The 21,361-nt window shown below is 64.4% G+C and carries 18 protein-coding genes; 7 read left to right on the top strand and 11 right to left on the bottom strand.

The genetic code is table 11. The annotated features are described in order from the left end of the window. Positions 1-10 precede the first annotated feature (10 nt). The 4 genes from EEB11_RS15320 to EEB11_RS15305 form a co-directional block, all read right to left on the bottom strand. Entirely contained in the window at positions 11-616 is a 606-nt protein-coding gene (locus EEB11_RS15320) for an NADH-quinone oxidoreductase subunit C (RefSeq protein ID WP_135432788.1), read from the bottom strand. A gap of 10 nt (positions 617-626) precedes the next feature. Next, positions 627-1,151, bottom strand: a complete 525-nt coding sequence (locus EEB11_RS15315) for a NuoB/complex I 20 kDa subunit family protein (RefSeq protein WP_167852766.1) — start codon at positions 1,149-1,151, stop codon at positions 627-629. Then, positions 1,151-1,516: an NADH-quinone oxidoreductase subunit A gene (locus EEB11_RS15310; RefSeq protein ID WP_135432786.1), complete on the bottom strand. Its 366-nt coding sequence runs from the start codon at positions 1,514-1,516 to the stop codon at positions 1,151-1,153. The genes EEB11_RS15315 and EEB11_RS15310 overlap by 1 nt, the downstream gene beginning before the upstream one ends. Positions 1,517-1,763: 247 nt before the next feature. Then, on the bottom strand, positions 1,764-2,993 hold the full coding sequence (locus EEB11_RS15305; protein WP_135432892.1) for a DegT/DnrJ/EryC1/StrS family aminotransferase: 1,230 nt from the start codon (positions 2,991-2,993) through the stop codon (positions 1,764-1,766). 94 nt (positions 2,994-3,087) lie between these two features. Between EEB11_RS15305 and EEB11_RS15300 the strand changes: the two genes are divergently transcribed. Next, positions 3,088-3,447 (top strand): hypothetical protein, encoded by a 360-nt coding sequence (locus EEB11_RS15300; RefSeq protein WP_135432784.1) that lies wholly within the window; start codon positions 3,088-3,090, stop codon positions 3,445-3,447. Positions 3,448-3,450: 3 nt separating this feature from the next. Here EEB11_RS15300 and EEB11_RS15295 read toward each other — a convergent pair whose 3' ends face one another. Continuing rightward, positions 3,451-4,110: an HAD family hydrolase gene (locus tag EEB11_RS15295; protein WP_135432782.1), complete on the bottom strand. Its 660-nt coding sequence runs from the start codon at positions 4,108-4,110 to the stop codon at positions 3,451-3,453. An 86-nt stretch (positions 4,111-4,196) separates the two neighbouring features. Here EEB11_RS15295 and glmU point away from each other — a divergent pair, with 86 nt between their 5' ends. Genes glmU through EEB11_RS15280 form a run of 3 tightly spaced genes read left to right on the top strand, consistent with a single transcriptional unit; the run spans position 4,197 to position 8,072 of the window. Then, complete coding sequence (gene glmU, locus EEB11_RS15290; protein WP_135432780.1) at positions 4,197-5,546, top strand: bifunctional UDP-N-acetylglucosamine diphosphorylase/glucosamine-1-phosphate N-acetyltransferase GlmU; 1,350 nt, start codon at positions 4,197-4,199, stop codon at positions 5,544-5,546. A 4-nt stretch (positions 5,547-5,550) separates the two neighbouring features. Then, positions 5,551-7,365 (top strand): glutamine--fructose-6-phosphate transaminase (isomerizing), encoded by a 1,815-nt coding sequence (gene glmS / locus EEB11_RS15285; protein WP_135432778.1) that lies wholly within the window; start codon positions 5,551-5,553, stop codon positions 7,363-7,365. Beyond that, complete coding sequence (locus EEB11_RS15280; RefSeq protein WP_135432777.1) at positions 7,362-8,072, top strand: DNA alkylation repair protein; 711 nt, start codon at positions 7,362-7,364, stop codon at positions 8,070-8,072. Before glmS ends, EEB11_RS15280 begins: the two co-directional genes overlap by 4 nt. A 15-nt stretch (positions 8,073-8,087) precedes the next feature. Here the strand turns inward: EEB11_RS15280 and EEB11_RS15275 are convergent, their stop codons facing one another. Further along, a complete protein-coding gene (locus tag EEB11_RS15275) occupies positions 8,088-9,182 on the bottom strand; it encodes an anhydro-N-acetylmuramic acid kinase (RefSeq protein WP_135432775.1) in 1,095 nt (364 codons plus the stop codon). 57 nt (positions 9,183-9,239) lie between these two features. Here EEB11_RS15275 and tyrS point away from each other — a divergent pair, with 57 nt between their 5' ends. Continuing rightward, the gene (gene tyrS / locus EEB11_RS15270; RefSeq protein ID WP_135432773.1) at positions 9,240-10,490 is read left to right on the top strand and encodes a tyrosine--tRNA ligase; all 1,251 of its coding nucleotides are present in this window, start codon (positions 9,240-9,242) and stop codon (positions 10,488-10,490) included. A 71-nt stretch (positions 10,491-10,561) separates the two neighbouring features. Continuing rightward, complete coding sequence (locus EEB11_RS15265; RefSeq protein WP_435531114.1) at positions 10,562-11,485, top strand: PHP domain-containing protein; 924 nt, start codon at positions 10,562-10,564, stop codon at positions 11,483-11,485. A gap of 16 nt (positions 11,486-11,501) precedes the next feature. On the opposite strand, the gene EEB11_RS15260 is transcribed toward EEB11_RS15265, so the two are convergent. From EEB11_RS15260 to EEB11_RS15245, 4 genes are all read right to left on the bottom strand, one after another. Then, complete coding sequence (locus EEB11_RS15260; protein ID WP_135432771.1) at positions 11,502-12,401, bottom strand: NAD(P)-dependent oxidoreductase; 900 nt, start codon at positions 12,399-12,401, stop codon at positions 11,502-11,504. Between the two features lie 25 nt (positions 12,402-12,426). After that, positions 12,427-13,980 (bottom strand): trimethylamine methyltransferase family protein, encoded by a 1,554-nt coding sequence (locus tag EEB11_RS15255; RefSeq protein ID WP_135432769.1) that lies wholly within the window; start codon positions 13,978-13,980, stop codon positions 12,427-12,429. 68 nt (positions 13,981-14,048) lie between these two features. Beyond that, entirely contained in the window at positions 14,049-16,496 is a 2,448-nt protein-coding gene (locus tag EEB11_RS15250; protein ID WP_135432767.1) for a GcvT family protein, read from the bottom strand. Positions 16,497-16,556: 60 nt separating this feature from the next. After that, positions 16,557-18,998: a GcvT family protein gene (locus tag EEB11_RS15245; protein WP_135432765.1), complete on the bottom strand. Its 2,442-nt coding sequence runs from the start codon at positions 18,996-18,998 to the stop codon at positions 16,557-16,559. A gap of 162 nt (positions 18,999-19,160) precedes the next feature. Here EEB11_RS15245 and EEB11_RS15240 point away from each other — a divergent pair, with 162 nt between their 5' ends. Continuing rightward, a complete protein-coding gene (locus EEB11_RS15240; RefSeq protein WP_135432763.1) occupies positions 19,161-20,021 on the top strand; it encodes a LysR family transcriptional regulator in 861 nt (286 codons plus the stop codon). Between the two features lie 30 nt (positions 20,022-20,051). Here the strand turns inward: EEB11_RS15240 and preA are convergent, their stop codons facing one another. Further along, positions 20,052-21,353 (bottom strand): NAD-dependent dihydropyrimidine dehydrogenase subunit PreA, encoded by a 1,302-nt coding sequence (preA, locus tag EEB11_RS15235; RefSeq protein WP_135432761.1) that lies wholly within the window; start codon positions 21,351-21,353, stop codon positions 20,052-20,054. Between the last annotated feature and the right edge of the window lie 8 nt (positions 21,354-21,361).

The following is a 21,361-nucleotide window of genomic DNA, read 5'->3' as shown; positions in this document are numbered from 1 at the left end:
TCGCGGAACATCACTTCGCCCCCGCCTTGTCATCCCCGGGCAGCACATACTGTGCGCCTTCCCATGGCGACATGAAATCAAACTGCCGGTATTCCTGCACCAGTTTCACCGGCTCGTAGACCACACGTTTCTGCGCCTCGTCATAGCGCACTTCCGTATAGCCGGTGGTCGGGAAATCCTTGCGCAGCGGGTGGCCGCGAAACCCATAGTCGGTCAGGATGCGGCGCAGGTCGGGGTGGCCGGAAAACAGGATGCCAAACATGTCGAACACTTCCCGCTCGAACCAGTTTGCCGCCGGAAACACATCAACCAGCGACGGCACCATGTCCTGCTCGCCCACGGCAATCTTCACCCGGATGCGGTGGTTCTGATACATCGACAGAAAATGGTACACCACATCAAAGCGCCGCTCACGCGTGGGGTGGTCCACCGCAGTGATATCAACCAGCGACGAAAACCGGCAGGCCGCATCGTTGCGCAGAAAGTCGGTAAAATCGGCGATATGGCTGGTGACAACTTCCAGCGTCAGCTCGCCAAAGGCGACATGCGACGCCAGCACATCATTGGGCCGGCGGGTTTCGATATGGGCGGCAAGTTCGCGAAGCGCTTCGGACATTGGTTCCTCCTCAGCGGGTCAGGGTGCCGGTGCGGCGGATTTTCCGCTGCAACTGCAGGATGCCGTACAGCAGCGCCTCGGCTGTGGGCGGGCAGCCGGGGACATAAATGTCGACCGGTACGATCCGGTCACAGCCGCGCACCACCGAATAGCTGTAGTGGTAATAGCCGCCACCATTGGCGCACGAGCCCATGGAAATCACATAGCGCGGTTCCGGCATCTGGTCATAGACCTTGCGCAGCGCCGGGGCCATCTTATTGGTCAGCGTGCCCGCCACGATCATCACATCCGACTGGCGCGGGGAAGCGCGCGGGGCCACGCCGAAGCGTTCCACATCATAGCGCGGCATCGAGGTGTGCATCATTTCAACGGCGCAGCAGGCCAGACCAAAGGTCATCCAGTGCAAAGACCCGGTCCGGGCCCAGTTGATGATATCCTCGGTCGAGGTCAGCAAGAACCCCTTGTCCTGCAGATCACGGTTCAGGGCCTGGGTGGCAACCTCCATGTCGCCGCCCGCCGTGTTGGCTCCTGCCATCACTCCCATTCCAAGGCCCCCTTCTTCCATTCATAGGCAAAGCCCACCGTCAGCACGCCAAGGAACACGATCATCGACCAGAACGCGGTCATGCTGATTTCGCCAAAGGCAACCGCCCAGGGAAACAGGAACGCAACCTCCAGATCAAAGATGATGAACAAGATTGACACGAGGTAAAACCGCACATCAAATTTCATCCGGGCATCGTCGAATGCGTTGAACCCGCACTCATAGGCCGAAACCTTTTCAGGGTCGGGATTTCGCACCGCAAGCACGACTGCGGCAAGCAGCAGCAGAAGCCCCAGACCAATAGCCACGGCAAGCAGAACGATAATGGGAAAATACTCTCGGAGAAGTGCGTCCACGAGATGCTCCTTCGGCTGGCGACTGCGAGCTGCGGATGCTGGCGACCCGCTTGCACTCTTGCGCACCCGTTTACTCTGCTCCCCCGGCAGGGTCAACGGACAGGGTATCGAAAACACGCGACAATACATGGTGAATATCGTCGCATCTGTAAATCGAGGCACAAGGCATGCCTTGCAGTTCCAGATACTTGCTGCACTGCGGCAAGCGAATCGAAAGGCTAACTGTTTCGCCGCCGGGAACAAGCCGTCAGTCGCCCAGAGGCAGCGCAGCAACAGGGGCAATTTCCCCCTGCCCCACACTCTGCACTTCTGACCGGATGATCCGAGCGATCTGTGCCGCATCCGCGGGGGTAAAGGTCAGCGGCAGGCGCATGTCGATCAGCCCTGCCAGCACCGCATCGGTCTGCGGCAGGGGCTGGGGGTCGGCGTAATGCCAATGGTCATAGCGGCTGGTAAAGGCCACCGGGTCCGGCGCGCCGAACCACTTCAGCTCTACCCCCCTTGCCGCACAACGAGCAATCAGCGCAGCCACCCGCGCAGGCTCCCACCCCGGCAGGGTAAACTGAAAGCTGGAGGGCACAAACTGCTCGGCTTGCGGTCGCGGGATCAAGCGCAAACCATTGGTCTGGTCCAGCCCGTCTTCCAGAACACGGTACAGCGCCAGCCACCGCGCCGCGCGGTCCGGCAGCAGCGCAATCTGGGGCCGCAGGATCGCCGCGCGCAGATTGTCCATCCGGCCGGAAATGTTAGGCACCTCCAGCCGCAACCCCTCAAACACCTGCGCCGGCGGCGCGGCGCGGTGGCGGGCATACAGCATGTAGCTGCCCGACAGCAGCACGGCGCGGGCCGCAAGATCGGCGTCATCGGTCAACAGCAAACCGCCCTCGCCCGAGTTCATGTGCTTGTAGGTCTGCGTCGAGTAGCAGCCGATCACCCCATGCCGGCCCGAGGGCACGCCGTTCCATGCCGCCCCCATGGTATGGGCGCAATCCTCGATCACCTTCATGCCCAGACGGTCACACAGGGCCATCAACCGGTCCATGTCGCACAGATGCCCGCGCATGTGCGACAGCATCAGCACCCGCGCGCCGGTGGCCTGCGCCATCGCTTCCAGATGGGCGAAGTCGATGGTCAGATCGGGTGTGGTCTCGATGAACACCGGCCGCGCGCCAATGCTGGCAATGGCCCCCGGCACCGGGGCCAGCGTGAAAGCGTTGGTCAGCACCGGCGCGCCCGGGCCAACCTGCAGGGCGCGCAAAGCCGTGGCCATCGCATAACCGCCCGAGGCCACCGCAAGGCAATAGCGCGCGCCGGTGAAGGCGGCGAATTCTTCTTCCAAGAGCGCGGTTTGCGCAATTTCATCCGGCGCGGTGTTATAGCGGTGCAGCCGCCCGTGCCGCAGGATGGCCATCGCCGCCTCTATCCCCGCTTCGGGGATGGGCTCTTGTTGGGTGAAGCTGCCGGTGAACCGTTCCATGACGGGGAACATGTGCCGCAATCGCCGGGTCGTCAATGGCTTGGCGCGGGGGGGACGCTGTGTCACGGTGGGGTTCAGGAAAAAGGAAGCCCCCATGCGCCACCTCTGCATCGCCACCCTGCTGGCGCTGTCTTTCGCGATTCCGGTTCAGTCCGGGCCGGCCCATGCCGATCTGGTCATTGACGGCCGTGCAGCGCAGGCGCTGCACTGTTCGGCCATGTTGTTCATCGTGTCGTCCACGCTGTATGACATGGGTGAAATTGCGCGCAACACCCGCGATACGGCGCAGCGGGCAGCCCTTGTGATCCTTGATCAGGTGCCCGGCACCGAAGACCAGCGCCGCCGCGCGATGGTGCAGCGGTTTGACCGGATCATGACCAGCCGCACACCGGCCCAGCTGGTCACCGAATACAACGATACCGCGCGCTGGTGCCGCAGCGCTTTCCTGCGATAGGCGTCAGCCCAGCATCCGGGCGGCAAGATCGGGCAGGTCGTCAAAATGGTCCAGCAGCGCTTCGGGCTTAAGCCGCTCGATGCTGCGGCCTTCGGGGCCGAAGGTGACAAGTGCCACTGGCACCCCGGCAGCAAGCCCGGTGTTGCGGTCCGTCTCAGTGTCGCCGATCAGCATCGACCGCGCGACATTGCCGCCGGCCTGCCGCACCGCCGCGACATAGGGCGCGGCATCGGGCTTGCGGGTGGGCAAGGTATCGGCCCCGATCAGCGCGCCGAACAACCCACGGATGCCAAGCCGCAGGGTCAGCTCTTCCGCCAGCCCTTCGGGTTTGTTGGTGCAGATCGCCACCGCAAACCCCTTGCTGCGCAGCGCCTCTACCGCCTCCACCGCGCCCGGATACAGCCTTGTGTGCACGGCAATCGCCTGACCGTAGGCCTCCAGCAGCACCGGATACTGCGCGTCGATCATGGCCTCATCCATCGCCCCCAGCCGAGAGAACCCCAAGCGCAGCATCGCCCGCCCGCCATGAAACGCCGTCAGCGTATCGTCGGGCCCCAGCAGGTCTCCATGGCCCAACCTTTGGAAACAGGCATTGGCGGCGGCCAGAAGATCGCCACTGGTATCGGCCAGCGTGCCATCCAGATCGAATACGACAGTGCGCATAGACTGTAACCTTGCGTGAGGAACACAGGCCTTGCGGCCCGGGGCCCCATGGGTAAAACGGGGACAACAAGAAAGAAAGGGGCAGTATGCCGGTATCCTTGGTCATTCTGGCGGCAGGTCAGGGCACGCGGATGAATTCCGACCTGCCAAAGGTGCTGCACCATGTGGCGGGCAGCCCGTTGTTGCACCATGCGATGCAGGCCGGACGCGCGCTTGATCCCGAACGGGTGGTGGTGGTCACCGGGCACGGGGCCGACGCGGTGACAAAGGCCACGCTGGCCTTTGACGAAGACGCGCTGACCGTGGTGCAGGCCGAACAGAAGGGCACCGCCCATGCGGTGGCGCAAGCCGCCCCCCTTCTGGCCGACGCCTCCGGCGATGTGATCGTGCTTTACGGCGACACGCCTTTCGTGCGCCCCGAAACGCTGGAGGCGATGCAGGCCGCCCGCGCGCGCCATGCGGTGGTGGTGCTGGGCTTTCACGCCGCCGATCCGGGCCGTTATGGGCGGCTGGTGGCGGATGGAGAAACCTTGCACAAAATTGTGGAATTCAAGGATGCGTCGGATGAGGAACGCGCGATAACGCTTTGCAATTCCGGCGTCATTTGCGCCGATGCAAAGCTGATGTTCAGCCTTGTGGCCGAGGTGGGCAATGCCAATGCGGCGGGCGAATACTACCTGACCGATCTGCCCGAACTGGCCCGCAAACGCGGGCTGTCCGCAGGTGTGGTGATCTGCCCCGAGGATGAGACCTTGGGCGTGAACACCCGCGCGCAACTGGCTGATGCCGAACGCGCTTTTCAGATCCGCGCCCGGGCGGAGGCGCTGGAAAACGGCGTTACCCTGACCGCGCCGGACACCGTGTTCTTCGCCCTTGATACCGTGGTGGGCCGCGATGCCATCATCGGGCCGAATGTGGTCTTCGGCCCCGGTGTCACCGTGGAATCCGGGGCCGAGATCAAACCCTTCTGCCATCTGGAAGGCTGCCACATCAGCCGCGGTGCCACCGTCGGCCCCTTTGCCCGCCTGCGCCCCGGGGCCGAACTGGCCGAGGATGTGCATGTCGGCAACTTTGTCGAGATCAAGAACGCCATTCTGGACGAAGGCGTGAAGGTCGGCCACCTGACCTATATCGGCGACGCTGACATTGGCGAGCATACCAATATCGGCGCGGGCACGGTGACGTGCAACTATGATGGCGTGATGAAGCACCGCACCCGCATCGGCAGGAATGCCTTCATCGGATCTGACACCATGCTGGTGGCCCCGGTCACCGTGGGCGATGGGGCGATGACCGCCTCGGGGTCTGTCATCACCGAAAATGTGCCCGCCGAGGCGCTGGCGGTGGGCCGCGCGCGGCAGGTGACCAAACCCGGGCTGGCACCCAAACTGTTCGCGCGTCTGCGCGCCATCAAGGCCGCAAAGGCCAAAGGATAACCCCATGTGTGGAATTGTCGGCGTTCTGGGTGATCACGAAGTCGCCCCCCTGCTGGTCGAGGCGCTCAAGCGGCTGGAATATCGCGGCTACGACTCCGCGGGCATTGCTACGGTGAACAACGGCCGGCTGGACCGGCGGCGCGCGGTGGGCAAGCTGGTGAACCTGTCGGACCTTTTGGTGCATGAACCGCTGGCGGGCAAGGCGGGCATCGGCCACACCCGCTGGGCCACCCATGGCGCGGCCACGGTGGTGAACGCGCATCCGCATAAGGCAGGGCCGGTGGCTGTGGTGCATAACGGCATCATCGAAAACTTCCGCGAGCTGCGCGAAGAGCTGGCGGCGGCAGGCTATGCGCAGGAAAGCCAGACCGATACCGAAACCGTCGCCTTGCTGGTGCATCAGGCGATGGAGGGCGGGGCCACCCCGGCGACAGCCGCGCGCCAGACGCTCAAGCGCCTGCACGGGGCCTTTGCGCTGTGCTTTTTGTTCGACGGCGAAGATGACCTCTTGATCGCCGCGCGCAAGGGCAGCCCGCTTGCCATCGGCCATGGTGATGGCGAGATGTTTGTAGGCTCAGACGCCATCGCTTTGGCCTCGATGACCGACCGCATCACCTATCTGGAGGAAGGCGACTGGGCGGTGATCACCCGCAAGGGCGCCGAGATCTTTGACGAGCACGACCGCCGCGCCAACCGGGCCGAGACGCGCATCCAGATTGATGCGACCCGGATCGAAAAGGCCGGTTACAAGCATTTCATGGCCAAGGAAATCGCCGAACAGCCGGTGGTGCTGGCCGACGGGTTGCGCCATTACAGCCGGTCCGGCACATTGCACCTGCCTGCAGGGGTGGATTTCACCGGGGTAGACCGCATCGTTCTGGTGGCCTGTGGCACCGCGTCCTATGCCTGCCACGTCGCGAAATACTGGTTTGAAAGCCTCGCAGGCCTGCCCTGCGACATCGATATCGCGTCGGAATTCCGCTACCGTGAACCGCCGCTGTCGCCCAAGCAATGGGCGGTGTTTGTCAGCCAGTCGGGCGAGACGGCAGATACCCTCGCCGCCCTGCGCTACGCGAAGGAAAAGGTGGCACGCGTGGTGTCGGTGGTCAACGTCCCCACCTCGTCCATCGCGCGCGAATCCGACCTGACCCTGCCGATCATGGCGGGGGTCGAGGTGGGGGTGGCCTCGACCAAGGCCTTCACCTCGCAGTTGATGGTGCTCGCGCTGATGGCGCTGAAGGCCGGGGTGGACCGGGGACGGCTGGACGCAGCCGCCTTGGCCGGGCATCTGGCGGCGCTGCACGCGCTGCCGGGGCTGATGAACCACGCGCTTGGCCAGTCGGGCGAGATTGCCAAACTGGCCGAAGAGCTGGCCCGCGCGCAGGACATCCTGTTTCTAGGGCGCGGCCTGATGTATCCGATGGCACTGGAAGGCGCACTGAAGCTGAAGGAAATCAGCTACATCCACGCCGAAGGATATGCGTCGGGTGAACTCAAGCACGGCCCGATCGCTTTGATTGATGCGCAGGTGCCGGTCATCGTTCTGGCCCCGCGCGACGCTTTGTTCGACAAGACGGTGTCAAACATGCAAGAGGTGATGGCGCGGCACGGCAAGGTGCTGCTGATCTCGGATGCCGCAGGTGTGGCCGAGGCCGGTCCGGGCACCTGGGCCACGCTGACCATGCCCGCCGTCGACCCGATCTTTGCCCCGATCCTCTATGCCATTCCAGCGCAATTGCTGGCCTATCACACCGCCATTGCCAAGGGGACCGATGTGGACCAACCGCGCAATCTGGCCAAATCGGTGACTGTCGAATGACCCCTTATCAGGCGCTTGAAACTCTTGAGACTTTGACCGACCCGGCCAAAGCAACCGAGGCCGCCGAGTATCACAAGGCCCCGGCGGAAGCCGAGCGCCGTTATCTGGGCCTGACCCCGGCGCAGATCGACGACCACGTGGCGCAATGGCGCGCCGATCTGTCGGTTGAAGGGCGGGTATCGCTGGCCGAAGGTTTGTGGAACACCAATGTGCATGACGCGCGCGTCGCCGCCGCAAAACTGCTCACGCAAGCCCGCCTGCGCCCTGACAACCGGGCCTGGACAGTGATCTGCATGTGGGTGCCCGAGCTTGACGTCTGGGCGCTGACCGATCTGGTGACGACTGCCGGGCAAAAGCGGGTGGTGGCCGACCCGTCGCGTGTGGCCGATCTGGAGGAATGGGTGGTCAGCGACAACCACTGGGTGCGGCGTGCGGGCCTGATGATGCTGCTGCCCTTTGCCAAGATGAATAACCTCAAGGACGTGGAATACGACATCCGCGAAACCGGGCTGATCTGGGCCGAACATCTGGTGCCCGACCGCAACTGGTTCATCCAGAAGGCGATTGCCGACTGGCTGGGCGCTCTGTCCAAACACGACCCCGCGCGCGCCGCCGAGTTCATGGATGGCCCCGGTCTGGGACTGAAGACATTCGCCCGCAAGGAAGCCGCGCGCCTGCTGCCCGATCTGCCGCTGACCGACGACTGAACCGGGCGGTGCGGGTCAGGGCCGGCTGATCTGCCCACCCCCCACCGCCGCGCGCACGCCGGTTGTCGTGGGCCCTGATGTCGGCAGGCCGCGCATGACCCGCACCGCCAGATAGGCAAAGGCCTGCGCCTCCAGCATGTCACCGTTCAGGCCGATCGCCTCCACCGGCTCGACTGAAACCCCCAGACGCAAGGCCAGTTGCGCCATCAGCGCCGCATTGTGCCGCCCGCCGCCGCAGACCAGCACGCGCGCCACGGGCAGCGGAAAATGCTCGGCCCCACGCGCGACCGCGGCGGCAGCACAGGCGACCAGCGTGGCGGCGGCATCGGCGTCGGGCAGATGCGCAACCGCAGGCAGTTGACCGGGAAAATCGTTCCTGTCCAGTGACTTCGGCGGCATCTTGAAGAAATACGGGTGGGACAGAAATGCCGTGACCACCCCCTCATCCACCGTACCAGACGCGGCCAGTGCCCCGCCCGCATCCTGCGCCAGACCGCGCCGCGCCAGCATCAGATCATTGACCGGCGCATTGGCCGGCCCGGTGTCAAAGGCCATGAGCGCGCCCGGATCATCGGGCCGCGCCACCCTTGGGTCCACCCAGGTCAGGTTTCCCACGCCGCCAAGATTCAGAAACGCCACCGGTGCCGTCAGCCCGGCAAAGCGGGCGCAGGCGTGGTGGAAGAACGGGGCCAGCGGCGCGCCCTGCCCGCCCAACTGCACATCGGTGCTGCGGAAATCCCAGACCACCGGCACCCCCAGCACACCCGCAAGCAAGGCCCCGTTGCCCGCCTGATGGGTGCCGCGCCCGGCGGGATCATGCGCCAGCGTCTGGCCATGGAACCCCACCACATCCACCCCGGAAAACCGCGACAGCACCTGCGCATGGGCGGTTTCCACCAGCTCTGCCGCCTCGGCCACCCCCGCCTCACCCGGCCATTGGCCAAATGCGGCGCGGATCACCGCGCGCTCGGGATCGGTGTAGACGCGGTAAGCATCGGGACCGAACTCGGCAATGCTGTGCCCGTCTGTCAGCACCATCGCCGCATCAACCCCGTCGAGCGAGGTGCCCGACATCGCCCCCAAAGCCCAGATCGCCCCTGTCACTCGCATCTTTCCAAGCCCCCCAGCCGCCGCTATACCGCCCCCAGTCTATGACACGGGGATCCAATGACCTACCATCCGAAATCAGACTTCATGCGCGTGATGATGACCCGTGGCTTTCTGGCCGATTGCACGGATTATCAGGCGCTGGACGAGGCATTTCTGAAGGGGGTCGTGCCGGCCTATATCGGTTATGATGCCACGGCGGCATCGTTGCATGTGGGCCATCTGCTCAACATCATGGTGCTGCGCTGGCTGCAGAAATGTGGCCACAAGCCGATCACGCTGATGGGGGGTGGCACCACCAAGGTGGGTGACCCGTCGTTCCGCGCCGAGGAACGCCCGCTGCTGACGCCGGAAAAGATCGACGAGAACATCGCCGGGATGCAACAGGTCTTTGCCCGCTACCTGAGCTATGGCGACGCGCCGTCCGATGCCATCATGCTCAACAACGCCGAATGGCTGGATCATCTGAATTACCTGGAATTCCTGCGCGACATCGGGCGGCACTTCAGCGTCAACCGGATGCTGTCGTTTGACAGCGTGAAATCGCGACTGGATCGCGAACAGTCGCTGTCCTTCCTTGAATTCAACTACATGATCCTGCAAGCCTATGATTTCCTTGAAATCAACCGCCGCTACGGCTGTCTGTTGCAGATGGGCGGGTCGGATCAATGGGGCAACATCGTCAACGGCGTGGATCTGACGCGCCGGGTGGTGGACCATGAGGTGTACGGGCTGACCACGCCACTGCTGACCACGTCAGACGGGCGCAAGATGGGCAAATCGGCCAATGGCGCGGTCTGGCTGAATGGCGCGATGCTGTCGCCCTACGAATTCTGGCAGTTCTGGCGCAATTCCACCGACGCCGATGTGGGCCGCTTCCTCAAGCTGTTCACCGAACTCCCCGTGGAGGAGTGTGACCGTCTGGGCGCGCTACAAGGGGCCGAGATCAACGCAGCCAAGATCATCCTCGCCAACGAGGTGACGACGCTTTTGCACGGGCTTGATGCCGCGCAGGCCGCCGAGGCCACCGCGCGCGAAGTGTTCGAGATGGGCGGCATCGGCGATGATCTGCCCACAGTGATGCTGAGCCCCGAGGAGATGGCGGATGGCATCGGCATTGTGCAGCTGTTCGTGCGCGCAGGGCTTTCGGCCAGTGGCAAGGACGCCAAGCGGCTGATTTCCGAAGGGGGCGCTCGCGTGAATGATGACATCGTCACCGACAGCGGCCGCCGCTTCGGCGCGGGCGATCTGGCCGAACCGTTGAAGCTGACGGCGGGAAAGAAACGCCACGCGCTGGTGACGCTGGGCTGACGGGGTTCTTGAAACGGTGATCTGCCGCGGCTAGCGTGCCGCGGCAGCGCCCTTTCAGAAAGCCGAAAGCCATGATCCGCCCCACCGCCTTTTCCGCCGCCGGTCGCTTCTGGCGCGGCAATCTGCACACCCATTCCACCCGGTCCGATGGGGTATTGTCACCGGAAGAGGTCTGCCGCCGCTACCGCGCGGAAGGCTATGATTTTCTGGCCCTGACCGATCATTTTGTCGGCTGCTACGACTATCCGATCGTGGATACAGTGCCATTCCGGACCGACGATTTCACCACCATCCTCGGAGCCGAGCTGCACTCCGGCGCGATGGCGAATGGCGAGCTGTGGCACATTCTGGCGGTCGGCCTGCCCGCCGATTTCGCGCCATCCGACAGCCCGGATTTCCACGTCAAACCGGGTCAGGAAACCGCTGCCGAACTGGCCGCGCGCGCGGTCGAAGCCGGGGCCTTTGTCGCCATCGCCCATCCGCAATGGTCGGGCCTGACGCTGGCCGATGCGCGCGGGGTGACTGCGGCCCATGCGGTAGAGATCTACAACCACGGCTGCGCCATGGGCTGCGACCGGCCGGATGGGGCGGCCATCGCCGACCTGCTGCTGACCGAGGGCCGACGCCTGACCATGATCGCCACCGATGACGCCCATTTCCATGAGCCCGACCACTTCGGCGGCTGGGTGATGGTGAAAGCGCCCGGGAACACGTCCGACGCCCTGCTGTCCGCGCTCAAATCCGGCGATTTCTACTCCAGCCAAGGGCCGGAACTGCGCGACATCCGCCTGTTCGACGACCGGATCGAAGTCGACAGTTCTGCCGTGGCCGCCATGATCGTACAAGGCCAAGGCACCGCCGCACGCGCGGTCCACGGCCACTCCATGACCACATCACAACTGGACTTGGAACGGTTTGGCAACAGCCCCTGGCTGCGTGTTACCCTGATGGATGCGGCAGGCAAGCGGGCATGGTCCAACCCGATCTGGCGATAGGACGACGCAGAGACCTTCACTCCAGGCGGGCCGGGAAACCTTTGGCCCGCAGGTCAGTGCCAAGCGCATCTTCCAGCAGTTTCACGATCTGCGTCGATTGCGCCGCCCCGCCATAGGCCGCGCGACCCTTGACAAAGGTTTGCATGGTCTGGCCCGCCAGATCCAGCGGCACGCCGAATTCCTGCCCGAACCCCATGGCAAAGCCGAGGTCTTTCAGCGCCAGATCCATCGTAAACGCAATGTCATAGCTGCCGTTCAGGATCAGCTGGCCTTCGGTTTCATGCACGAAACTGCTGCCCGATGACGCTGCAATTGCCTCCCACGCGGTTTTCAGATCCAGGCCCCCGCGTTTTGCCAGCATTAGCGCCTCGCCATCCGCCACCAGATGGATAAAGGCCAGCATATTGGTGATCACTTTGATCACCGCCGCCGACCCCAAGGGCCCCATGTGGAACAAGCGGTTACCAATCGCCATCAGGGCGGGGCGGTGCAGGTCCAAAAGGTCAGCGTCGCCGCCCACCAGCACCGTGATTTCCCCCCGCGCCGCCAGATGCACGCCGCCCGTCACCGGAGCCTCCAGCATGCGCAGCCCCGCCGCCTGCGCGACTGCCGCCAGCCGGATCACATCATCGCGGCCAAGGGTGGAGTTTTCCACCCAGGTCATGCCGGGCCGCGCCGTGGTCAGCACCTGTGCCAGCACCGCTTCGGACACGGCGGGCGACGGCAGGCAGGTGAAGACATGATCCACCAGTGCCGCCAGTTCGGCCGGGCTGTCCGCCACCCCTGCCCCAAGCGCCCGGTGCCGCTCTGCAAGCACCGGGTCGCGGTCATAGACCACCACCTGATGCCCCGCGCTTATCAGGCTGGCCGCCAGATGCCCGCCCAGATTGCCAAGCCCGATATACCCGATCTTCACTTTGCGTCTCCGCCCATAGCGCGCCTCACTGAAAATGAATCCGGTATTTTGCCCGGATCGCCGCATCAATCTCGGGGTCCACCCGACACCCGGCCTTGGCAAGGATCGCATTCTTGCGCTCCACCGCCTTGTCGAGCAGTTGCGGCTTGCCCGCCTCGTTCCACTCTTTCGGGCTCATGCGGTTGCCCACCATGGGATAGGTGTATTCGGTCTGCATCAACCGCAGGGTCTGGTCTGATCCAAGGTAATGCCCCGGCCCGCCAAGGCAGACCTCCTTCATCGCGTCAATGCTGGTGCTGTCCTCGGTCACGTCGATGCCGCGCACACAGCGCATCGCCTGACCGAGCAGATCATCCCCCAGCACCAGCGATTCCAGACAGAAGCCCAGAAGCGACGCATGCATCCCCACCGCCTCGTAGCACAGGTTCAACCCCGCCAGACCGGCAAGCGTGTTGGTGATCCCCTGCTCCCACCCGGCCTGCATGTCGGGCAGCTTGCTGTCGGAAATGCCCGACGCCGCCCCGCCCGGCAGGTCGTAGAACCGGTGCATCTGCGCACAGCCTGCCGTCAACAGTGCCTGTTCCGCCGACCCGCCCGACATCGCCCCGGTGCGCAGATCGCTGACGAAAGGCCAGGTGCCAAAGATGCAGGGCGCGCCCTTTATGATGGAATTGGCATAGACCACCCCGGCAAGACATTCCGCCACCGCCTGCACGATCGTCAGCGCGATCGGCGCAGGCGCCGTCGCCCCGGCCTGCCCGGCAGAGAGCAGCAGCATCGGCATCCCGCGCCGGATACAATCCTCCATTGTGATGCAGGATTCTTCGGCAAACTTCATCGGCGGCACGACGAAGCAATTGGAATTGCTGACAAAGGGCCGTTCCAGCCATTTCTCCTCGCCCCCTGCCACCATGTAGAGCATGTCAAAACAATCGGCCACATGGGCCGGGTCGCTGAACGAGGTACCCACATGTTTCACCGTGCCGGCAAGGCAGCCATACAGTGTGTTCAGGTCCATGTCGCGGTTGTCCACCACATCGCGGCAAACCATGGTGCGCTGGTAGAAATGGATGTTGTCGAGGTTATCCACCAGCCGCGCCGCATCATACAGATCCTGCGCCGTGCTGTCGCGATACTCCAGCGTGAACGGATCGACGATATGCACCGCCGCGCCCGCCGTGCCGTAGTGCACATTGCTGCCGGTCAGCTGCATGTCATGGCGCGGGTCGCGGGCATGCAGCGTGATGTTGCGCGCCGCCACTGCCAGCATATCCTCGACCAGCGCGCGGGGAAAGCGCAGCCGACCATCATTGCCCTGAATGGCCCCGGCGGCGGTCATCACCTCCACCCCTGAAGGCGGGGCCTGAGAAAGGCCAATCTCCTCCAGCGCCTGCAAGGCCGCCTGATGGATGCGGGCCATTCCCGCGTCGGTCAGCGGTCGGTACTGCCCGCCCGGCATCCCGGGACGGATGGGCCGCATCGCATCTGACAACGGGGCCGAGCGCAACGCCACCCGCGCCCCCCGCCCGCCTGAGCGTTTTGCACGCGACGGCTCACACACTTCGCCAAGATCACTCATCGCATCACCCATTTTCTGTCTGAAACTATCCTTCGGGGGCCGGGGGGCAGACAGCCCCCCAGCGTCAGTCACGCGCGCATCCGTTCGGATGTGGGGTCATACAGCGGCACCAAGGATACCTCGGCCGCGTATCGCCGCCCGGCAATCTCGATCTCATAGACGGACGCCAGCACATCCGCGTCGCTCTCCCCCGCGCAAGGCACATAACCCAGCCCCACGGCCCCACCCAAGGCATGGCCGTAGTTACCGCTGGTCACCGGCCCGACAATGCGGCCATCCCGCACGATCGCCTCATTGTGAAAGATCATCGCCTCGGGATCGCGCACCAGAAACTGCACCATCCGCCGCGACAATCCGGCCTCGGCCTTGCGCAGCACCGCGTCGCGCCCGATGAAACCGGGCTTCTTGCGGCTGACGGCAAAGCCCAAGCCCGCTTCCAGCACATGATCCTCATCGGTGATGTCATGGCCGAAATGGCGATAGGCCTTCTCGATCCGGCACGAATCAAGGGCATGCAGACCGCAGAGCTTCAGTTCAGGCGCCGCCTCGACAAGCGCCTCGAACACATGGGCGGCCTGATCGGTGGGCACATACAACTCCCACCCAAGCTCGCCCACATAAGACACCCGGTGCGCCCGGGCCAGCCCCATGCCGATCTCGATTTCCCGCGCGGCACCAAAGGGATGCGCGGCATTGCTGAAGTCCTGTGGCGACACCCGGCCCATAATCTCACGCGACTGCGGCCCCATAAGGCACAGCACCGATTCCGCCGCCGTCATATCGGTGATCACCGCGAAATCATCGCCCAGATGCCGCGAGAGCCAGGCCAGATCGCGCTGCAGGGTCGCCCCCGGCACCACCAGCAGGAAGGCCGTCTCTGACAGCCGCGTCACTGTCAGATCACTCTCGATGCCACCCTTCGGGTTCAGCATCTGGCTATAGACCACACGGCCCACAGCCACATCAATCTGCGCGGCACAGACCCGGTTCAGAAAGGCGCAGGCACCCGGCCCCTCGACCCGGATCTTGCCAAAACTGGTCATGTCGAACAGGCCAACCCCGGTGCGCACCGCCATATGCTCGGCGCGCTGGTTGGTAAACCAGTTCGCCCGGCCCCAGCCATAGCGATACGCCCCCTCCTGCCCCGCATCGGCAAACCAGTTCGCCCGTTCCCAGCCCGCCACCTCGCCGAACACCGCCCCGCGCGCCTTGAGGTGTTCATGCAGCGGGCTGCGCCGCACCCCCCGGCTGGTCGCCATCTGGCGGTAAGGGTAGTGATCGGCGTAGAGCAGCCCCAGCGTCTCGCTCACCCGCTCTTTCAGATAACTGCGGTTCTTCTGGAATGGCTGCGCCCGGCGGATATCGACCTCCCACAGATCGAACGGCGGCTCGCCTTCGGTAATCCAATGCGCCAGCGCCATCCCCGCCCCGCCACTGGACGCAATGCCGACAGAGTTGTACCCTGCAGCCACCCAATACCCGCCCAGGCCCGGGGCCTCGCCAAGGTAATAGCGGTCATCGGGGGTGAAACTCTCTGGCCCGTTGAAAAACGTATGGATGCCAGCGGTCTGGAACAGCGGCATCCGCTCCATTGCCGCCTCAAGGATCGGCTGGAAATGGTCCCAGTCCTCGGGCAGCGTATCAAACTCGAAATCGGCGCGGATGCCGCCCATGCCCCAAGGCTTGGCCTTCGGCTCGAACGCCCCCAGCATCATCTTGCCCGCGTCGGATTTGTAATAGGCGCATTCATCAGGCACCCGCAGCACCGGCAGATGGCCAAGGTCGGCAATCGGCTCGGTCACGAGGTAAAAATGCTCGCAGGCATGCAGCGGCACGGTGACCCCGTTCTGCGCCGCCAGATCGCGCCCCCACATGCCGCCGCAGTTGATCACCACATCGGCGGCGATATGCGCGGCACCCTCTGGCCCCGTATAATCCACCCCGGTAACCCGGCCCCCTGCCGTCGTGACCTTCGTCACAGCGAAACCTTCGGCAATCACCGCCCCGCGCATCCGCGCGCCCTTGGCCAATGCCATCGCGATATTGGCCGGATCACATTGCCCATCCAGCGGCAGATGCACCCCGCCCAGCACATCCCCCACCTCCAGATGCGGATACATCGCCTTGATGTCAGACGGAGAAATCTCCCCCACCTCAACATCGAAAATTCGCGCCAGTGTCGCCTGCCTGCGCAATTCCTCCAGCCGGTCCGGCGTCAGCGCCACCGAGATTGACCCCACCTGCCGCATGCCGGTGGCAATGCCGGTCTCTGCCTCCAGCCCCACATAAAGCCCCGCCGAATACCGTGCGAGCCGGGTCATGTTGGCCGACCCCCGCAACTGCCCGATCAGCCCCGCCGCATGCCATGTGGTGCCCGAGGTAAGCCGCTTGCGCTCCAGCAGCACAATATCGGTCCACCCAGCCTTCGCCAGATGATAGGCAACAGAGCAGCCCGAAATGCCCCCCCCGACAATCACCGCCCGCGCCTTGTCCGGCAAACCCACGTCAAACCTCATTATCTGTTCAAAAATATCCCACGGGGGCTCCGGGGGTGTGAAACCCCCGGTCCCGCACTCTCAGCCGCGCAACCGTGTGTTGCCCGCGTCCCACGCCGGCCCCTCCGGCATCACCTCGGCCCGGACGCGCTCGCCGAACACCTCCACCTCCAGCACCGTCCCCGGCGTCGCCAGATCGGCGCGCAACATGCCAAGGCCAAGGCAGGCCCCCACCCGATGGCCGAAAGCCGCGCTGGTGACCTCTCCTACGGCCACACCCGCGTGCCACAGCGTCGCCATATAGGGCGGGTCCAGATCGCCCGCGTCGATCCGCAGGGTGACAAAGCGCTTGGCCACGCCCGCCTGCTTTTGCGCAGCCAGTGCCGCCTGCCCGCGAAAGTCAGGTTTGGTCCAGTCCACGAACCGGTCCAACCCACCCTGCAACACGGTGTAGTCGGTAGAAAGGTCGCCCTTCCACGCGCGATACCCCTTTTCGATCCGCAGGGAGTTCAGCGCGAACATGCCAAAGGGCACCATCCCATGCGCCAGCCCAGCCTCCCAGACCGCATCCCAGACGCCGGGCGTGTCCGCCACGCGCGAATGGATTTCCCAGCCCAGTTCCCCCGCGAAGCTGACCCGCATCAGGATGACCTCGGCCCCGGCAATCCGCGCCTGTTGCCAGGTCAGCCATGGCCGCGCCAGGTCCGCATCCGTGACCGCTGCCAAGACGTCGCGCGATTTCGGGCCGGTCAGGATATGGGTAGACCAGTCGTCGGTCTGGTCTTCCAGCACCAGCCCCGGGGCCAGATGCCGCAAAAGCCAGTCCTTGTCATGCGCCTGCGCGGTGGCGGCGGTGATCAGCAGCACCTTGTCCTCAGCCAATCGCGCCACTGACATCTCGGTCACGATCCGGCCCTTGTCATCAGCGAAATAGGCCAGCCCAAGCCGCCCCACGCCGGGCACCCGCCCGGTGATCTGCAGGGCCAGCCAGTCCGCCACCCCCGCCCCAGTCACCACAAAGCGCGAGAACCCCGGCAGGTCGAGTATGCCGCAGGCGTCCCGCACCGCCTGACACTCTGCCTGAACCGCGCGGAACCACGGCCCCTTGCGCGCCCATGTCCGCTGTGCGTCTTCCGAAGTGTCATCCCCGGCAGCGGCATACCAAAGCGCCCGCTCCCAGCCATTGTAGGGCCCGAACTGCGCCCCCAAACCTGCCACCCGGTCATGCACCGCGCTTTGCTTCTTCATCCGCCCCGCAGGCCAGACATGATGCGGGAAATGCATGGCATATTCGTGGCCGTACACCTCCATCCCCTTGGCGACGCAATAATAGTGATCCTCGAACCCGGTAAAGCGGCGCGGATCACACGACCACATATCCCATTCGGTCGCACCCTCGGTCACCCATTCCGCCAGCACCTTGCCAGCCCCGCCGGCCTGACAGATGCCGAAAGTGAACACGCAAGCCTCGAACGCATTGGGCACCCCCGGCATCGGCCCGATCAGCGGGTTGCCATCGGGGGTATAGGGGATCGGCCCGTTGATCACCTTTTGCAGGTTCGCCTGCGCCAGCAGCGGCACCCGCGCCATCGCGTCGGTGATCTGGAACTCCAGCCGCTCCAGATCGTCGGGGAACAGCTGAAAGCTGAAATCGTCCGGCATCGGGTCATCCGGCGTGGCCCAATGCGCGCGACAGGGGTTTTCATAGGGGCCGAGGTTGAAGCCCATCTTTTCCTGTCGCAGGTAGTAACTGCTGTCGACATCGCGCAGCAGCGGCAGCTTGTGGCCGGCCTCTTTCGTCCAGGCTTCCAGTTCGGGGATGGCGTCGAACAGCATGTACTGGTGGCTCATCACCATCATCGGCACCCGGCGGCCGAACATCCGGCCGACCTCGGCCGCGTAATAGCCGCCCGCATTCACCACATATTCGGCCCGGATCTCGCCTTTAGGGGTCGTCAGCACCCATTCGCTGCCGGTCCAAGCGGCCCCCGTCACCGGGCAGAACCGCTCCACATGCGCGCCCAGATCGCGCGCGCCCTTGGCAAGCGCCTGGGTCAGCTGTGCCGGGTCAATATCGCCGTCATAGGGGTCATACAGCGCGCCGGTCAGATCATGCGTTTCCACAAACGGATAGCGCGTGCGGATCTCCTCTGGCGCAAGGATGTCCAGATCCATCCCTTGGGCCCGCCCCATCCCCGCCACGCGCCGGAATTCAAGCAACCGCTCCGCGCTGTGCCCCAGCCGCACCGATCCGGTCACATTGTAGTTCATCGGATAGCCGACCGCCTCGCCAAGCCCCCGATACAGCCCCGCCGAATAGCGCTGCATGTTCATGATCGACCAGCTGGCGGAAAACGTCGGCACATTGCCCGCCGCATGCCAGGTGCTGCCCGCCGTCAGCTCGTTCTTTTCCAGCAGCACGCAGTCGCGCCACCCGGCCAAAGCCAGATGATACAGGCACGACGCCCCCACAGCGCCGCCCCCGATGATCACCACACGCGCGCTGCCCGGCAAGCCTGCCATGCCACTCTCCCCTGCCAACTGTCGCTACTATCCGCGCAGAGACAAAGTCTTTCAATTCACCCTCATGCCCGCTATTGATCGGAAATTCCGATCAGCTTCATCTTGACCCAAGTACTTCGGGGTCCAGGGCAGAGCCCCGGGGGTTTGCCACAGGATCATCCCATGCAGATCGAGCTGATCGACACCTTCCTCGACCTGATCGAGACCCGCAGCTTCAACCGCAGCGCGGAACGTCTGGGCCTGACGCAATCCACCATTTCGGGTCGGGTGATCGCCCTTGAACAGGCGCTTGGCGCGCGGCTGTTCACCCGGTCGCGCGCGGGCACGCAGCTTACCACCGAAGGGTTGAAGTTCGAACCGCATGCGCGGCTTTTGCGGCAGGAATGGATGATGGCGCGCCGCGCGGTGGCCGACTCTGGCACGGCGGCGCTGACATTGCGTATCGGCATCCAGAATGATCTGGTGGCCGAGCATCTGGGCGCGCTGATCGCCGCCTACCGCGCGCTGCTGCCGCAGGCGGCGCTGTATGTCGAGCCGGATTACTCCACCCAGATGTGCGCCGATCTGGTCACCGGGGCGCTGGACTTCGCCATCCTGTTCACGCCAAAGCCGCAGCCGGACCTGTTTTTCCAGTCGCTGCCTGACATCCCCTACCGGCTGATTTCGTCGTGCCCTGCCAGCCTGTCCGACCTGACCCCGGACCGCTACATCTGCGCCAACTTCTCGCCCGCGTTCGAGGCGGCGCATCGCCAGCTTCTGCCAGCCCTCCATGCCGCGCCCCTGTCGGTGGGGCAAAGCAGCGCCGTGGCGCTGCTGCTGGCCAGCCTTGGCGGTGCGGGGTATGTGATGGAAAGCCACGCGCAGGGTCTGGTGGCGGCGGGCGGGTTCCACATGGTCAGCGATGCACCAGTGATCCGCCAACCGGTCTTTGCCGCGATGCACCTGCGCAACCGCACCGGCACCACGCACAAACGGCTGGCCGAGGCCGCGCGCCGCAGGCTTCAAAGCCCCGGCGCGCGGTGAGAAATTAGGGGCGGCGGGGTGAACCCCGCCCTACTCGGCCGCCTGCACGCTCGGGTTGTTCGGATGCGTGGTCCAGTTGGCATAATCGCCCACCGCATCTCCCGTGCGCGGGTCGACCGCACCTTTGGGCATTTCCACCATGGTGATGCAATTCTCGACCGGGCAGACGTTGACGCACAGGTTGCAGGCGACGCATTCGTCATCCATCACCTCGAACATCCGACCGGGCAGCATCGCGATGGCCTGATGGCTGGTGTCTTCGCAGGCCGCATAGCAGCGCCCGCATTTGATGCACGCATCCTGATCAATCTGTGCCTTGGTGACGTAATTCAGGTTCAGGTACTGCCAGTCGGTCACATTGGGCACGGCACGCCCCACCAGATCGGCGGTCGAAGTCATGCCCTTGTCATCCAGATACTGCGACAGGCCGGAAATCATCTCCTGCACGATCTTGAAACCATAGGTCATGGCCGCCGTGCAGACCTGCACATTGCCCGCCCCCAGCGCCATGAACTCTGCCGCATCGCGCCATGTTGTCACCCCACCGATGCCAGAAATCGGCAAGCCATGGGTTTCGCGCGATCGCGCAATCTCGGCCACCATGTTCAGCGCGATGGGTTTGACCGCCGGGCCGCAATAGCCGCCATGGGTGCCTTTGCCGTCGATCATCGGTTCGGGGCTGAAGCTGTCGAGGTTAACGGACGTGATCGAGTTGATGGTGTTGATCAAGGACACCGCATCCGCACCGCCGCGCTTTGCCGCTTCTGCCGGTTTGCGGATGTCGGAAATGTTGGGCGTCAGCTTGACGATACAGGGCATGCGGCTGTGCTGTTTCACCCAGCGGGTCACCATCTCGATATATTCCGGCACCTGCCCCACGGCAGAGCCCATGCCGCGTTCGGCCATGCCATGCGGGCAGCCGAAGTTCAGCTCTACCCCGTCGGCTTCGGTCTCCTCGACATGGGCGAGGATGGCTTTCCACGACTCCTCATCGCAAGGCACCATCAGCGACACGATCATCGCCCGGTCCTTGTAATCACGCTTGACCGATTTGATCTCGCGCAGGTTCACCTCCAGCGGCCGGTCGGTGATCAGTTCGATGTTGTTCAGCCCCAAAAGTCGGCGGTCCGCGCCCCAGATCGCGCCATAGCGCGGGCCGTTGACGTTCACCACCGGCGGCCCTTCAGAGCCGAGGGTTTTCCACACCACCCCGCCCCAGCCCGCTTCAAACGCGCGGCGGACGTTGTATTCCTTGTCCGTCGGCGGGGCCGAGGCCAGCCAGAAAGGGTTGGGGGATTTGATGCCGATGAAGTCGGTTGTCAGGTTTGCCATGTCAAATT

It is taken from the genome of Pseudotabrizicola sediminis, from assembly GCF_004745575.1.
In the GTDB taxonomy this organism is placed as follows: Bacteria; Pseudomonadota; Alphaproteobacteria; order Rhodobacterales; family Rhodobacteraceae; genus Pseudotabrizicola; species Pseudotabrizicola sediminis.
The sequence above is the reverse complement of the archived record's forward strand: the minus strand, read 5'-3'. Positions and strand labels throughout refer to the sequence as shown.

Bases quoted from the DNA above. Each gene is read 5' to 3' on its own strand.
- EEB11_RS15265 (WP_435531114.1), top strand. From the start codon at position 10,562: ATGATCCGCCCCACCGCCTTTTCCGCCGCCGGTCGCTTCTGGCGCGGC.
- EEB11_RS15315 (WP_167852766.1), bottom strand. From the start codon at position 1,151: ATGGCAGGAGCCAACACGGCGGGCGGCGACATGGAGGTTGCCACCCAG.
- EEB11_RS15240 (WP_135432763.1), top strand. From the start codon at position 19,161: ATGCAGATCGAGCTGATCGACACCTTCCTCGACCTGATCGAGACCCGC.
- tyrS (WP_135432773.1), top strand. From the start codon at position 9,240: ATGACCTACCATCCGAAATCAGACTTCATGCGCGTGATGATGACCCGT.
- EEB11_RS15300 (WP_135432784.1), top strand. From the start codon at position 3,088: ATGCGCCACCTCTGCATCGCCACCCTGCTGGCGCTGTCTTTCGCGATT.
- EEB11_RS15245 (WP_135432765.1), bottom strand. From the start codon at position 18,998: ATGGCAGGCTTGCCGGGCAGCGCGCGTGTGGTGATCATCGGGGGCGGC.
- EEB11_RS15280 (WP_135432777.1), top strand. From the start codon at position 7,362: ATGACCCCTTATCAGGCGCTTGAAACTCTTGAGACTTTGACCGACCCG.
- glmS (WP_135432778.1), top strand. From the start codon at position 5,551: ATGTGTGGAATTGTCGGCGTTCTGGGTGATCACGAAGTCGCCCCCCTG.
- EEB11_RS15255 (WP_135432769.1), bottom strand. From the start codon at position 13,980: ATGAGTGATCTTGGCGAAGTGTGTGAGCCGTCGCGTGCAAAACGCTCA.
- EEB11_RS15275 (WP_135432775.1), bottom strand. From the start codon at position 9,182: ATGCGAGTGACAGGGGCGATCTGGGCTTTGGGGGCGATGTCGGGCACC.
- glmU (WP_135432780.1), top strand. From the start codon at position 4,197: ATGCCGGTATCCTTGGTCATTCTGGCGGCAGGTCAGGGCACGCGGATG.
- EEB11_RS15295 (WP_135432782.1), bottom strand. From the start codon at position 4,110: ATGCGCACTGTCGTATTCGATCTGGATGGCACGCTGGCCGATACCAGT.
- EEB11_RS15320 (WP_135432788.1), bottom strand. From the start codon at position 616: ATGTCCGAAGCGCTTCGCGAACTTGCCGCCCATATCGAAACCCGCCGG.
- EEB11_RS15305 (WP_135432892.1), bottom strand. From the start codon at position 2,993: ATGGAACGGTTCACCGGCAGCTTCACCCAACAAGAGCCCATCCCCGAA.
- preA (WP_135432761.1), bottom strand. From the start codon at position 21,353: ATGGCAAACCTGACAACCGACTTCATCGGCATCAAATCCCCCAACCCT.
- EEB11_RS15250 (WP_135432767.1), bottom strand. From the start codon at position 16,496: ATGAGGTTTGACGTGGGTTTGCCGGACAAGGCGCGGGCGGTGATTGTC.